This is a genomic window from Kordia sp. SMS9, assembly GCF_003352465.1.
Taxonomy (GTDB): Bacteria; Bacteroidota; Bacteroidia; order Flavobacteriales; family Flavobacteriaceae; genus Kordia.
This window is the reverse complement of sequence record NZ_CP031153.1, coordinates 3,954,064-3,967,222: the sequence shown is the minus strand read 5'-3', so window position 1 is coordinate 3,967,222 and position 13,159 is coordinate 3,954,064. Positions and strand designations below refer to the sequence as shown.

Annotated in this window: 12 protein-coding genes; 9 read left to right on the top strand and 3 right to left on the bottom strand. The window is 35.1% G+C overall.

Annotated elements, in window-relative coordinates; all coding sequences use genetic code 11:
• Positions 1-22: 22 nt before the first annotated feature.
• A complete protein-coding gene (locus KORDIASMS9_RS16825) occupies positions 23-1,252 on the bottom strand; it encodes an HD domain-containing protein (protein WP_114905280.1) in 1,230 nt (409 codons plus the stop codon).
• Between the two features lie 79 nt (positions 1,253-1,331).
• Between KORDIASMS9_RS16825 and KORDIASMS9_RS16820 the strand changes: the two genes are divergently transcribed.
• The 7 genes from KORDIASMS9_RS16820 to KORDIASMS9_RS16790 all read left to right on the top strand — a co-directional run bounded on the left by KORDIASMS9_RS16820 (position 1,332) and on the right by KORDIASMS9_RS16790 (position 7,508).
• Positions 1,332-2,879 carry a response regulator gene (locus KORDIASMS9_RS16820; RefSeq protein ID WP_114903952.1) on the top strand — a complete coding sequence of 516 codons (1,548 nt, stop codon included), beginning with the start codon at positions 1,332-1,334 and terminating at the stop codon, positions 2,877-2,879.
• Between the two features lie 88 nt (positions 2,880-2,967).
• Complete coding sequence (gene tsaE / locus KORDIASMS9_RS16815) at positions 2,968-3,375, top strand: tRNA (adenosine(37)-N6)-threonylcarbamoyltransferase complex ATPase subunit type 1 TsaE (RefSeq protein WP_114903951.1); 408 nt, start codon at positions 2,968-2,970, stop codon at positions 3,373-3,375.
• Between the two features lie 290 nt (positions 3,376-3,665).
• A complete protein-coding gene (locus KORDIASMS9_RS16810; RefSeq protein ID WP_240321073.1) occupies positions 3,666-4,256 on the top strand; it encodes a hypothetical protein in 591 nt (196 codons plus the stop codon).
• A 245-nt stretch (positions 4,257-4,501) separates the two neighbouring features.
• Complete coding sequence (locus tag KORDIASMS9_RS16805; RefSeq protein ID WP_114903949.1) at positions 4,502-5,059, top strand: hypothetical protein; 558 nt, start codon at positions 4,502-4,504, stop codon at positions 5,057-5,059.
• Positions 5,060-5,323: 264 nt separating this feature from the next.
• The gene (locus KORDIASMS9_RS16800; RefSeq protein ID WP_114903948.1) at positions 5,324-5,857 is read left to right on the top strand and encodes a hypothetical protein; all 534 of its coding nucleotides are present in this window, start codon (positions 5,324-5,326) and stop codon (positions 5,855-5,857) included.
• Between the two features lie 55 nt (positions 5,858-5,912).
• Positions 5,913-7,112 carry an alanine dehydrogenase gene (locus KORDIASMS9_RS16795; protein ID WP_114903947.1) on the top strand — a complete coding sequence of 400 codons (1,200 nt, stop codon included), beginning with the start codon at positions 5,913-5,915 and terminating at the stop codon, positions 7,110-7,112.
• 3 nt (positions 7,113-7,115) lie between these two features.
• Positions 7,116-7,508, top strand: a complete 393-nt coding sequence (locus KORDIASMS9_RS16790) for a DUF4258 domain-containing protein (RefSeq protein WP_114903946.1) — start codon at positions 7,116-7,118, stop codon at positions 7,506-7,508.
• 15 nt (positions 7,509-7,523) lie between these two features.
• On the opposite strand, the gene KORDIASMS9_RS16785 is transcribed toward KORDIASMS9_RS16790, so the two are convergent.
• Positions 7,524-10,370 carry a pitrilysin family protein gene (locus KORDIASMS9_RS16785; protein ID WP_114903945.1) on the bottom strand — a complete coding sequence of 949 codons (2,847 nt, stop codon included), beginning with the start codon at positions 10,368-10,370 and terminating at the stop codon, positions 7,524-7,526.
• A 47-nt stretch (positions 10,371-10,417) separates the two neighbouring features.
• A complete protein-coding gene (locus KORDIASMS9_RS16780) occupies positions 10,418-11,584 on the bottom strand; it encodes a proline dehydrogenase family protein (protein ID WP_114903944.1) in 1,167 nt (388 codons plus the stop codon).
• Positions 11,585-11,680: 96 nt separating this feature from the next.
• On the opposite strand from KORDIASMS9_RS16780, the gene aroB reads away from it, so the two are divergent.
• Both aroB and KORDIASMS9_RS16770 read left to right on the top strand, forming a co-directional pair.
• Positions 11,681-12,748 (top strand): 3-dehydroquinate synthase, encoded by a 1,068-nt coding sequence (aroB, locus tag KORDIASMS9_RS16775; RefSeq protein ID WP_114903943.1) that lies wholly within the window; start codon positions 11,681-11,683, stop codon positions 12,746-12,748.
• 134 nt (positions 12,749-12,882) lie between these two features.
• Positions 12,883-13,158 (top strand): hypothetical protein, encoded by a 276-nt coding sequence (locus KORDIASMS9_RS16770; protein ID WP_114905279.1) that lies wholly within the window; start codon positions 12,883-12,885, stop codon positions 13,156-13,158.
• Position 13,159 lies beyond the last annotated feature (1 nt).

Here is a 13,159-nt window from a genome sequence, read left to right as displayed (position 1 = left end):
CCGCAAAAGTATAAAAAAAGTCCTAAAGTTTGTCTTTTGGGTAACATATATAATATTTTGTCACGGGTTTTGAGAGTGCTTTCAAGTTTAATTGGTCAGAAGCTTTGACAACATCTTGAATTTTTCCCGATTTTAGTAAGATGTTTATGTTCTGACTTGTGGTGTTGTAAGCTTGATTGAAAATTTCGCCCGAAAACACAAAATACGCCGCTTCTTGCTTGCTAATGTTGTGTTTTTCCATGAGATTTTTTGTCTCGTTCTGAATTTTTTTCGATGCGATTTTTTTGTTTTTGATTTTGATGCGCAATAAATCGCGATTGATGATCATTTTGCAGAGATTGGACAGCACAAAATCGTCTTCTTCCATCCATTCTTTCATGGCGGAAATAATATCGTAATCGTCTAATCGGGCAAACCGATCTAATACTTCATCAGTAAAGTCTTCAATAGAGATTTCATGCTGAATGAAAAAAGATAATGCCGCACTTGCGTGAAGATTCGCGCCTTGCAAGGTCAATTCTTTCGCTCGTTTCAACACTCTGATCAGCAATTGTTCCGCGACCAAACTTGTTTTGTGCAAATAGACTTGCCAATACATTAATCGTCTTGCTACCAGAAACTTTTCAACCGAATAGATGCCTTTTTCTTCAATGACCAATTCGTCATCAACCACACTTAACATCGTGATGATTCGTTCTGAATTGATGTTTCCTTCCGCAACACCTGTGTAAAAACTATCGCGTTTTAAATAATCGGCTCTGTCCATGTCAATTTGCCCAGAAATGAGCTGATACATGAATTTTCTCGGATAGTTTCCTTTAAATATTTCGATGGCAAGCGTTAAACTTCCGTTAAATTCAGTGTTTAATCGTTCCATGAGCAACAACGAAATTTCTTCGTGATGTACACTATTCACAATACTGTGTTCCATAGCGTGTGAAAATGGCCCGTGACCAATATCGTGTAGTAAGATGGCAATAAGCAGGGCGTTTTCTTCTTCAAGAGAAATCTCAACACCTTTAAAACGAAGTACTTGAACTGCTTTTTGCATTAAGTGCATACAGCCCAACGCATGATGAAAACGCGTGTGATGCGCTCCTGGATAGACCAAATATGACATGCCCATTTGTGAAATTCTGCGTAAGCGTTGAAAGTATTTATGCTCGATCAAGTCGAAAATGAGCGGATTTGGTATTGTAATAAATCCGTAAATTGGATCGTTTAAAATTTTGAGCTTGTTTCTAGTATTCAAAAGTTTGTTTTTAGAATCAGCACAAATATAAACACAATACAAGACACCTTACTAACAATTTATAAAATATAAGATTTACATGAGTACATTCAAAATTCTTTGGGTTGATGACGAGATTGATTTGTTAAAGCCACATATTCTCTTTTTACAGAAAAAAAATTACGAAGTTACCACGTGCACAAGCGGAACGGAAGCAATTGAAATGATTGACGAAGATCGCTACGATATTGTCTTTTTGGATGAAAATATGCCAGGTTTGACAGGAATTGAAACATTAGCAGAGTTGAAAGAGAAGCAAAATAACCTTCCTGTCGTGATGATTACCAAAAGTGAAGAAGAATATATCATGGAAGAAGCCATTGGCTCTAAGATTGCCGATTATTTGATAAAACCTGTGAATCCGAATCAGATTTTATTGAGTTTGAAGAAGAATTTGGATCATTCACGCTTGATTTCAGAGAAAACGACTTCCAATTACCAACAAGAGTTTCGAAAGATTGCGATGGACATGTCGATGGTGAATTCGATTGAAGAATGGATTGAGTTGTATCAAAAGTTGATTTATTGGGAATTGCAGTTAGAAGATATTGAAGATACGGGAATGTTTGAGATTTTGGAATCGCAAAAGAATGAAGCCAATGTGCAATTTGGAAAATTTATTGATAAAAATTACCCAGATTGGTTTGGCAATGAAGAAGCGCCTATTATGTCGCACACCTTGTTTCGTGAATTGGTGGTGCCTGAAATTAGCAAAGCGCAACCGACGTTGTTAGTTGTGGTTGATAATTTACGCTACGATCAATGGAAAGCGTTTGAACCCATCGTAAATACACATTACAAAAAGGAGAAAGAAGTACCGTTTGTCAGCATTTTGCCAACCGCGACACAATACGCACGAAATGCTATTTTTTCAGGATTGATGCCATCGGACATGGAGAAATTACATCCTGAATACTGGAAAAACGATACCGAAGAAGGTGGAAAGAATTTGCATGAAGATGATTTCTTAAAAGCGCAATTAAAGCGTTTGGGACTCAACATCAAGCATGAATATCATAAAATCACCAGCTTAAAAGGCGGTAGGAAGCTCGCAGATAACTTTAAATCGCAAAAAGATAATGATTTAACAGTTGTGGTTTATAACTTCGTAGACATGCTCTCACACGCGAAGACTGAAATGGAAGTTGTGAAGGAATTGGCTTCTAATGATAAAGCCTATCGTTCGTTGACACAGAGTTGGTTTAAAAATTCTCCTTTGTTAGATATTATTCAGCAATCGCAGCGTTTGGGTTTCAAATTGATTATTACGACCGATCACGGAACCATCAATGTAAAACATCCTTCAAAAGTTGTGGGCGATAAAAACACCAGCTTGAATTTGCGTTACAAAACAGGAAGAAGTTTGACATACGAGCAAAAAGATGTCTTGGCGGCTAAAGATCCGAGAACCATTCACTTGCCAGCAATTAACATGAGTAGTTCCTTTATTTTTGCGAAGACGGATTTATTTTTTGCCTATCCAAACAATTACAATCATTATGTAAGTTATTACCGAAACACCTACCAACATGGAGGAGTTTCTTTGGAAGAAATGATTATTCCGTTTGCGGTTTTATCGCCAAGATAATGTCATAAATTAAGGTTGAACAAGTGATTTTATTAGCATTTAGAGATTTTTTACTAAATTTGGAGAAAGCCTCAAAAATAAAATTCGAGTGAAAAAGGAATACCATCTTTCTCAAATTGATGAGATTGCCAAAGCTATTTTAGCGGAATCTAAGTATAAAATTATTGCCTTTCATGGAGAAATGGGTGTTGGAAAAACCACACTTATCAAAGTACTAGCCAAGCAACTTGGTGTAAATGAGTTGACTAGCAGTCCGACGTTTTCTATTGTAAACGAATATCGCACACCGACCGATATTTTATATCATTTTGATTGCTACCGAATGGAAAATGAAGAAGAAGCCTATGATATTGGCATTGAAGATTACTTGTATAGCGATGCTTGGTGCTTTATAGAATGGCCAGAACGCATCGAAAATATATTGCCAAGTGAAATTACAAAAGTGAGAATTGACAAAATTAATGAACAATTGCGCGCAATTCACCTAAAAAATTGAACATTTTACCGAAAACTAGAAACTATAACCTGAAAATAAACCTAGAAAGACTGACAAATACGTGACTTTTGTACTATATTGAATGAAAATTCTTATAGAATACAAAATAGAAAAATTGATAAAAATACGGAGAAAATAAAATATAGTAATTTTCTGAAAATCATTGCTTTAGTTAATAAGTTTGCTACATCGTAAAACTAAAACCTAAAACAAAATGAAATTAAGAAACTTTTTATTCGCAGCAGTCGTATTAGCATCAGTAACATTTGTGTCTTGTAACCCAGATAGCATTGCAGACGAAGATAACCCATACCAAACAGAAGAAGGAATCGATAAGGACAAAATATCCATTCCGGGGCAAAAAAAATAATAAGTTTGCATACAGGAGAAATATTATTTCTAATACTATAATTGTAGTAATCATAGCAATAACGCCTTATTTATTTCAATTATATGAATATGTCCCAGAAGATACTAACGAATGGAAAACCGCATTTTTCACATTAAAAGACAACAATTATTCTGATGTAAAAACCCTCGTTTGGGTTAGCATGAGTAAAGCTATCCCCTTATTATTGATGATTATATGGTTTTTCACTTGCAATAAATGGTGGTATCATGTATTATTAATTCCAATGTTTATGTTTGGATTTCAATTATTTACAGCAATAAACAATAAATCAGGAATTTTAGATGTGGTTGAAATTTATTGGTTAGTTCCTATAATGATGATTGTAATACCCTTTGTCTATTTAATACGAATAAAATTAATGGATAAGTTAGTACACGGAATTGATTTAAAAAAGATAGATGCAGAATTAGAAGAATATGAGCGAAAGGAATTAGAACAATTAAATTCTGCCACAGAAGTAAAAAAATAAGAAGTTCATTGAAATACAATTAATATACTATTTTCTATGTATTGCGTTCATTTTAGATAAATCTAACAAAAGTACATAGAAAATATATTATGCTTTTTTTAAAGGTAACATTTGGATATTCAATAAGTTTGACCCATCGTTAAACTAAATAATCTAAATTAAAATGAAAACTAAATTCTACCTTTACCTATTAGCAGCCGTATCGTCAATTTTATTTGTATCTTGTAATCCAGATAGTATTGCTGATGAAGACAACCCATACGAAACAGAACAAGGAGTTAAAAAAAGTGAAATCACTGAAAACATGGTCGGTTAGAAAAAAACTTATCGTAGATAGTATCATAATTTTAATCATTGTAAGTTCACCTTTCTTGTATTATCTTTATGAGTACTCTCCAGAAGGAAAAGTTTGGGATACACCCTTTTTCACAATAACTAGTAATGGCTACAAAAACTTATACATATCCTTTTGGATATATCTAAGTAAAATTGTTCCTCTTTTAATGTTTATCTTATGGTTTTTGACATGTAAACATTGGTGGTATCATGCAATTTTAATACCGATGGCTATGTATGCCTTTCAGTTAACCAATGCATTGTATAAAAACCAAGCTAACATTGATGAAATTGAAATTTACTGGCTAATACCTATTATGATGGTTATAACTCCAATTGTTTACTTAATAAGGTTAAAACTGTTTGATAAATTAGTATTAGGCATAGATTTAAAGAAAATTGAAGCAGAATTGGATGAATATGATCGAAAGGAAAATGAATCGCAACACAAAAATGACATAAAATAATTCGTATATTCGCGAAAATACTTACGTAAAAAATACAAAAATATATATTTTCTACGACTCTTGTTAACAACACTCCAAACTAACAAAAGTACGTAGAAAATATATATTGCTATTTTTCTGATAATTAGTTGGTTATTAAATAAGTTTGTACCATCGTTAAACTAAATAACCTAATTAATCAGATGAAAACTAAATTTTACTTTTACTTACTAGCCGCTTTTACATCAATTTTATTTGTATCTTGCAATCCAGACAGCATTGCTGATGAAGACAACCCATACGAAACAGAACAAGGAGTCAAAAAAGATAGGCACATTCGCCCTTCTAACGGGTAGTATAATAGCAATATTAATTGCTATTACACCCTATATATTTTATTCATATCAAAGTTTCCCTGAAGAAAAAACATGGGAAACTTTTTTATTTACGTATGAAGCCAAACATTATAAAACTGTTGATTATGCAGTTTGGATTTTTATGGGTAAAATAGTTCCATTAGTGCTACTCATTTTGTGGTTTTTTACATGTAGGGATTGGTGGTACCACGTGATCTTGATACCTATAGCTATGTATGTTTTTCAATTATATAGCGCAGTGAATGATGATTTAGAATATCATGATGAAGTTGAAATTTATTATGTCATACCTATTATGATGATTATAGTTCCTATCGTATACTTTATTAGAATTAAACTTTTCGATAAATATGTTTACGGTATTGACCTTCAGAAAATTGACGCCGAACTCGCCGAATACGAACGAAAAGAAAAAGAATTGCTAGAAGAAAATAATAACTAGTTTTTTAACTTCTTTTTTATTTGTAACTTCATGTTTTAACCAATCGTAATGCTTCATGGCTGAATCTTTATCACCTTTCACCAAACAACAATTACTTCCGCAAGAAGAAACGCTCGAAATCTTAAAACATAAGAAAGAATTATTTATTGGAATTCCGAAAGAAACCTCATACCAAGAGAAACGCGTTTGCCTAACTCCCGATGCAGTTGCCGCAATTGTAGCACATGGACATCGCGTGTTGATAGAAAGCTGCGCAGGAAAAGAAGCTAATTTTTCAGATAAAGAATATACGGAAGCTGGCGCCGAAATTACCAATGATACGCAAAAGGTATTCTCCTGCCCTATTGTGCTAAAAGTAGAACCGCCAACACTAGAAGAATTACAATTACTGAACCAACATACGATTTTGATTTCCGCTTTGCAAATTAAAATTCGTTCCAAAAAATATTTTGAAATTTTAGCCAGCAAACGTGTCACAGCGTTGGCTTTTGAATACATTCGTGATGAAGATGGCACGTATCCAGCAGTACGCTCATTGAGTGAAATTGCAGGAACAGCTTCCGTGTTGATCGCTTCTGAAATTATGGCAAATGTCAACCGTGGAAATGGTTTGATGCTCGGTAATATCAGTGGTGTTCCACCTGCAGAAGTCGTGATTCTCGGTGCTGGAACTGTTGGAGAATTTGCCGCACGTTCCGCTTTAGGTCTCGGTGCAAATATTAAAGTGTTTGACAACTCCATAACGAAACTTCGAAGAATTCAAACAAATTTAGGAACACCAATTTATACCTGTACGGTGCAACCGAAAAATTTACTGAAAGCTCTAAAACGTTGTGATGTATTGATTGGTGCCGTTCGCGGAAAAAACAGATCGCCAATTTTAGTCACGGAAACGATGGTTGAAAACATGAAAAAAGGTGCTGTCATTATTGATGTCAGTATTGATATGGGCGGCTGCGTAGAAACTAGTGAAATTACGACGCACGACAATCCAACGTACGAAAAACATGGCGTCATTCATTATTGTGTGCCCAATATTCCTGCAAGATATTCTCGAACTGCTTCAGTATCAATCAGTAATATATTTACACCTTATTTGCTAAAAATTGCCGAAGATGGCGGATTGGAAAATTCGTTGCGTTTTGACAAAGGATTGCGAAATGGTTTGTACTTTTACCACGGAGTTCTCACGAATAAATCAGTTGCCGAATGGTTCGATTTGCCGTACAGAGACATTAACTTATTAATTTTTTAATACATGAATAGCAGTCTTTTAAGACGTTTTGGATTTTATTTTGCCGGATTGGCCATCGGGTTAATTTTGTTTGCTTTTTTAGTAAAAGGTCGTGGCGTAACGTGTGAATTTGATTATTTGCCAAATGCCCGAACGTTAAAAAATATTCGAGTGAAAGAACGCCGTTTTTCTCCTGAAATTCGTCAACTGATGGATAATAGACAAATTGATACTACCGAAATTTCAAATATTCTGAAAGATGGCGATGTCGATTTCTCCAGAAGCAAAGCAAAAGTTGATGCCGATACCTGTAAAGTATACATCATTGAAGGAACACTTCGAAATAAAGATATTGAATTAACGGTTCATAATTGCGATAGTACAGCGTTGATCAAAACTATCAAAATGATGAATTAAACAATTGAAAATCAACTACTTTAGTTCATTTCCATAAATATCAAGCTCAATTGCTTTTCCTTTTCCAAAAGCATTGACTTCTTGCAATTGTGTTTCTTTATCGCCTACCACTAAATAGAACATCTCATTTTCTTGAATATGTGTTTTAATCATATTTTGGAAATCTTCAAGAGACATATTGACCAATTCTTCTTGCTCTTTTTCTAGAAAATCGTCTGCTTTTCCGTAGGTGCTGATTTGCATCAAAATTCCTAATTTCGCTCTTAATTCTTCATAATCTTTCGCACTACTTTTTACGATTTTATTCTTAGTAATCGCTACTTCTTCTTCGCCAAATTGATTTGAATAATTACGCACCAAACTATCAATAATTTTTAAAGAAGGTAAGGTAGCATTGGCACGAACACTCGTTTGAATGATAAATGGTGCTTTTTGTTGTAAACTTTGTATAAACGAATACGCTCCGTATGTATAGCCTTTTTCAATACGTAAGGTTTGAAACAAACGTCCGCTCGATCCACCTCCCAAAATTTGATTGGTATATTCTAAATTATTATACATCGGATCGTTTTCCGACAAGGCCAATTTTCCAGCATAAATAACCGATTGTTTCGCACCAGGAAAATCTATAAAGAATAGTTTCCCAGCTTTGTCTTGTGCTGGCAATTCGTACGTTGGTATGTTCACTTCGGTAGATTTCCAATTGTCACCTAAGTCTGCAAGCGATTTCATAGCTTTCGCTTCACTGACAGCGCCTGCAACATGAACATTGGCGACACTTGCGGAAATATTAGTTTCATAAAATGTTTTTAAGTCATCCAAAGAAATAGTTGAAATGGTTTCTGTACTTCCTACAATCGGAACTCCTAAAATATGATCGGCTCCATAAATTAGTTTTCGAAACGATTGATACGCAATGGTTCTTGGATTCGCTTCTCTTCCTTTTAAACTCGTCAACATTTCTTTCTTTAATCGCTCAAAATCTGTTTCATCCCAACGAGGTTTCAATAAAATTTCTTCCACCAAAGCAATGGTTTTATCAAAATTTTTCGCGAGACAACTTCCATAAAGAGTCATGCTTTCATCTCCAGTACCAATACTGATGGAAGCTCCTAACAATTCGATCGCTTCTTCCAACTCTGTCGCTGTTTTCAGTTCGGTGCTTTCTTTCAACAATCTTCCTAAAAGTGTAGCTGTACCTGCTTTATCAATCGGATCCAAATAATGCCCGCCATCAAGGGTAATCGTGAAAGAAACTAATGGAACTTCCTTATTTTCAATACCATATACGCCAATTCCGTTGGACAATTTACGTTTCCATACATCTGGAGATTTAAACAAAGGCAATTCGCCAAATGCTGGCTCAGAACGATCGTGTTTGGTTACTGTTTTTTCGTATTGTGCTTCTGCGCCTTGTCCAACTTCTTCATTCGACTTTCCTTGTACAATTTCTTCTTGATATACTTCGGCTTTTTCCGAACCTTTCATCACCAAATCTATTTGCCCTTTCGGAACAAAAGAAGTCATCACATAATTTTTCCCTTTGATGTATTTGTTATACACGCGAATCACATCTTCTTTCGTTACTTTGTTTGTCAGTTCCGCTTCTTTAATGACATGTGCAGGATCATTTGCATATTCGTTTCCACTTGCCAACGCAAACGCTTTATTCATCACAGATTCTGTTTCGCTATACAATTGTACTTCTTGTTGTGCTTTGATACGTTCCAATTGCGATTCGTCAAAGTTTGCTTCAAAATTTTGCAATCCTTGATCAATTGCAGTTTTTACTTCGTTTAAATCCACACCTACATTTGCACGAACGACAAAGTTAAATTCCCCAGCCAATTCATTGCTACTATTATATGAGGAAACTCTAGGTGCTAATTTTTTAGAAACGACAATTTCCTGATACAGCGGCGATTTTTTACTGCCGCTCAACATTTCCCCCAAAATATCCAAGGCATATTGATCTTCATGAAACGATTCTACCGTTGGAAACACCATTTGTAACTGCGGAAGTTTGGCAAAATTATCTTCAAAATATAAGGATTTTATCTCCGAAAGTGTTACTGGCATTGCTTCTAATGCTGCCACATCTTTTCCTCTTTTAATTTCTCCAAACCACTTTTTTACTGCTTTTTTAGTTTCTGCAATATCAATATCGCCCGCAATCACTAAAGTTGCGTTATTTGGTCCGTAATACATATTGTAGAACTCCTTTACATCTTCTAAGGTAGCAGCTTGTAAATCAGGAAGTGAACCAATCACGGTCCAATGGTATGGATGCTCTTTTGGATATAAATTGGCTCGAATAATTTCAGACGAAAAACCATACGGAACATTGTCATAATTTTGACGCTTTTCGTTTTTTACCACCTGCTTTTCACGTTCCAACGCTTCTGTTGTTACGGTGTTGATCATGTATCCCAAACGATCAGAATCGATCCATAAAATTTTCTCAAAAGCATCTTTTGGTACAACTTCGTAATAGATAGTTCCATCGGACCAGGTTCCTCCATTACGACTTCCGCCCCATTCTGGAATCACTTTTCGGTTAGAACCGCGCGGAACATTCTCAGAATCGTTAAACGCCATGTGTTCAAAAAAGTGTGCAAATCCAGTTTTTCCTGGTTTTTCTCGGTTAGAACCTACATGCATCAACGTAGCCACTGCCACCATGGGATCGGAATGATCTTCATGTAAAACTACTTCCAAACCATTATCTAAGGTGAATTTTTCATAATCTAAGGTAAAACTTGCATCACTTTTAGAAGTCTCATTTTCTTTTTTGCTTTCGCAAGAAATGATTGTTATTATAAAAAATACGTAAAGAATGTATTGTAAACTATTATTTTTCATGGTATGTAGTAGTTTTTTTTGGTAGTTGGTTTTCGTCAGATTGGTTATTATATTTTTCTTCGTTTTCGTTCTTGTTTTAACAAACTTAACTCTCTCGAAGTTTGTCCAGCAACAGAAGTATTTTCTTCAGCTCTTCTAATTAAATACGGCATTACGTCTCTTACAGGTCCAAAAGGTAAGTATTTCGCTACATTATACCCAGCTTTTGCCAAATTAAAACTGATATGATCGCTCATTCCATACAATTGTCCAAACCAAACACGCGGATCATTATTAGGAACTCCTTTCTCCTTCATGATTTCCGCCAATTGATACGAACTTTCTTCGTTGTGCGTTCCTGCAAAAACCGCCATGCACTCCAAATGGTCTAACATATAGGAAACTGCCGTATCAAAATTTGCATCCGTCGCTGCTTTCGATTCACATATTGGCGATGTATACCCTTCTTCTTTTGCTTTGTTATTTTCTTTTTCCATGTACGCACCACGCACCAACTTCATTCCAATATGAAATCCTTTCGCTTTCGCGTCTATATGAAGCTGTTGTAAATATTCCATTCGATCCCAACGATACATTTGCAAGGTATTGTATACAATGGCTTTTTCTTTGTTGTATTTTAACATCATAGCTGCCACAATCGCATCTGCGGCGTCTTGCATCCAGCTTTCTTCACCATCAATCAATAAGGCAACGTCCATTTCATGCGCTTTTTTACACACTACATCAAAACGATGCAACACACGCTCCCATTCTGCTTGTTCTTCGCTAGACAATGTTTCGCTGTTCCCTACTTTTTCATACAAATCAATTCGCCCAAAACCTGTGGGTTTAAACACGGCAAATGGAATGGCATCTTTTTCCTTGACGAAATTTAAAATTTTCAATATTTTTTCCAAAGTGGCATCAAACTGTGCTTCTTCTTCTTTTCCTTCTACAGAATAATCGAGCACGCTGCACACGCCTTTTTGAAACATGTTATCGACGACTGGCAAGCATTCTTCTTCTGTTGTTCCGCCACAAAAATGATCAAAAACGGTCGCTCTGATCAAACTTTCCACAGGCAAATGTGCTTTAATGGCGAAGTTTGTCACCGCAGTTCCAATACGAACTAAAGGTTGATTGGAGATTAATTTGAATAAAAAATATGCTCTATCGAGTTGAGAATCTGTTTTGAGTGCAAAAGCATTCTCCGTGTTATTAAAAATAGGATCCATTTATAAATAATTACTTTGACAAATATAGTTATTGAATTATTATTTTTTTGTTTAAAAAAGGCTTTATTTTGTTGCAAATACTAGTTTTTACAGATTATGAATTCTATTCAAGCGGCGAATTATTTAGTACATTTTAACGCAAATTGCTACACACATCTCAACAAACATTTGGCAAATTCGAATTATTCTAAAATTTTTATTTTGGTAGATACGAATACGCACGAACACTGTTTGTCCTATTTTATGGGCAATTTACAGACAGAAACTGCCGTAGAAGTCATTGAAATTTCCGCAGGAGAAATTCATAAGAATATTGAAACTTGTACAGGCGTTTGGAATGTACTTTCTGAATTGGATGCTGACCGAAAAAGCTTGATTATTAATGTTGGTGGTGGCGTTGTGACGGATTTAGGCGGATTTGTGGCATCTACGTTTAAACGCGGAATTTCTTACATCAATGTTCCAACTTCATTATTATCCATGGTTGATGCTTCTGTCGGAGGGAAAACGGGCGTAGATTTGGGAACCTTAAAGAATCAAATTGGCGTAATTAATATTCCAGAAATGGTATTGATTGACACTTCTTTCTTAAACACATTGCCGGCAAATGAAATGCGCAGCGGTTTGGCAGAAATGTTGAAACACGGTTTGATTTACGACGAATCTTACTGGAAAAAAATGATTGATCTTTCCAATTTCACTATCGAAGATTTAGATCAGTTGATTTATGATTCTGTCATCATTAAAAATGCCGTTGTCACGGAAGATCCAAAGGAACACGGATTGCGAAAAATTTTAAACTTTGGTCACACCTTAGGACACGCCATTGAATCCTATTTGCTAACACACGAAACCAAAAAAGCGTTATTACACGGCGAAGCGATTGCTGTTGGAATGGTGTTGGAGTCTTATATTTCCAGCAAACAAGAACAGTTTCCACAAGAAAAATTAGCCGAAATCAAACGTGTCATCATAGACATGTACGGCAAAGTTTCTTTTGAAAATTCTGATTATGAATCTATCATCGACTTGATGAAATATGACAAAAAGAACTCACACGGAAACATCAATTTCGTTTTGTTGAACGATATTGGTGCGCCTGTTTTAGACAAAACCGTTCCGAATGAAACCATTGTAGAAGCTTTCAATTTTTACAATTCTTAACATAAAAAATACAGTTCAGTTACATTAATTCTTTCTTATCAAAAAAATTAGTCGTACTTTTAGTAGGCACTAAGTGGCTAAAATTCTCCTTATTTACCTAAGAACGTAGTATTAATTTTTTAATGATTATTTCTATGAGAAAAGCTATTATCGACTACAAAAAAGTAACACCTGAATTGTTTCAGTTATTACAAGAGCGCTATCCTGGCGGATATGCAGACAAGGATATTATTATTTTTGACGACCATCGTAATAATACGATTGAAGCCGTTGAAATCCGAACGGAAGACACTATTTATTTGGTAAAAGTCAGCAGCAAACTCCATTATACCATGGCAAATGTAAATGCAGCTGATTTTGAAGAAATTACGCCAGACGAAAGTATTGTGAATGATTTTTCGGAAGAATAGT

Excerpts from the sequence above, each read along its gene's own strand:
- KORDIASMS9_RS16820 (WP_114903952.1), top strand. The coding sequence starts at position 1,332 with ATGAGTACATTCAAAATTCTTTGGGTTGATGACGAGATTGATTTGTTA.
- KORDIASMS9_RS16805 (WP_114903949.1), top strand. The coding sequence starts at position 4,502 with ATGAAGACAACCCATACGAAACAGAACAAGGAGTTAAAAAAAGTGAAA.
- KORDIASMS9_RS16800 (WP_114903948.1), top strand. The coding sequence starts at position 5,324 with ATGAAGACAACCCATACGAAACAGAACAAGGAGTCAAAAAAGATAGGC.
- KORDIASMS9_RS16795 (WP_114903947.1), top strand. The coding sequence starts at position 5,913 with ATGGCTGAATCTTTATCACCTTTCACCAAACAACAATTACTTCCGCAA.
- KORDIASMS9_RS16790 (WP_114903946.1), top strand. The coding sequence starts at position 7,116 with ATGAATAGCAGTCTTTTAAGACGTTTTGGATTTTATTTTGCCGGATTG.
- KORDIASMS9_RS16785 (WP_114903945.1), bottom strand. The coding sequence starts at position 10,370 with ATGAAAAATAATAGTTTACAATACATTCTTTACGTATTTTTTATAATA.
- KORDIASMS9_RS16780 (WP_114903944.1), bottom strand. The coding sequence starts at position 11,584 with ATGGATCCTATTTTTAATAACACGGAGAATGCTTTTGCACTCAAAACA.
- aroB (WP_114903943.1), top strand. The coding sequence starts at position 11,681 with ATGAATTCTATTCAAGCGGCGAATTATTTAGTACATTTTAACGCAAAT.
- KORDIASMS9_RS16770 (WP_114905279.1), top strand. The coding sequence starts at position 12,883 with ATGAGAAAAGCTATTATCGACTACAAAAAAGTAACACCTGAATTGTTT.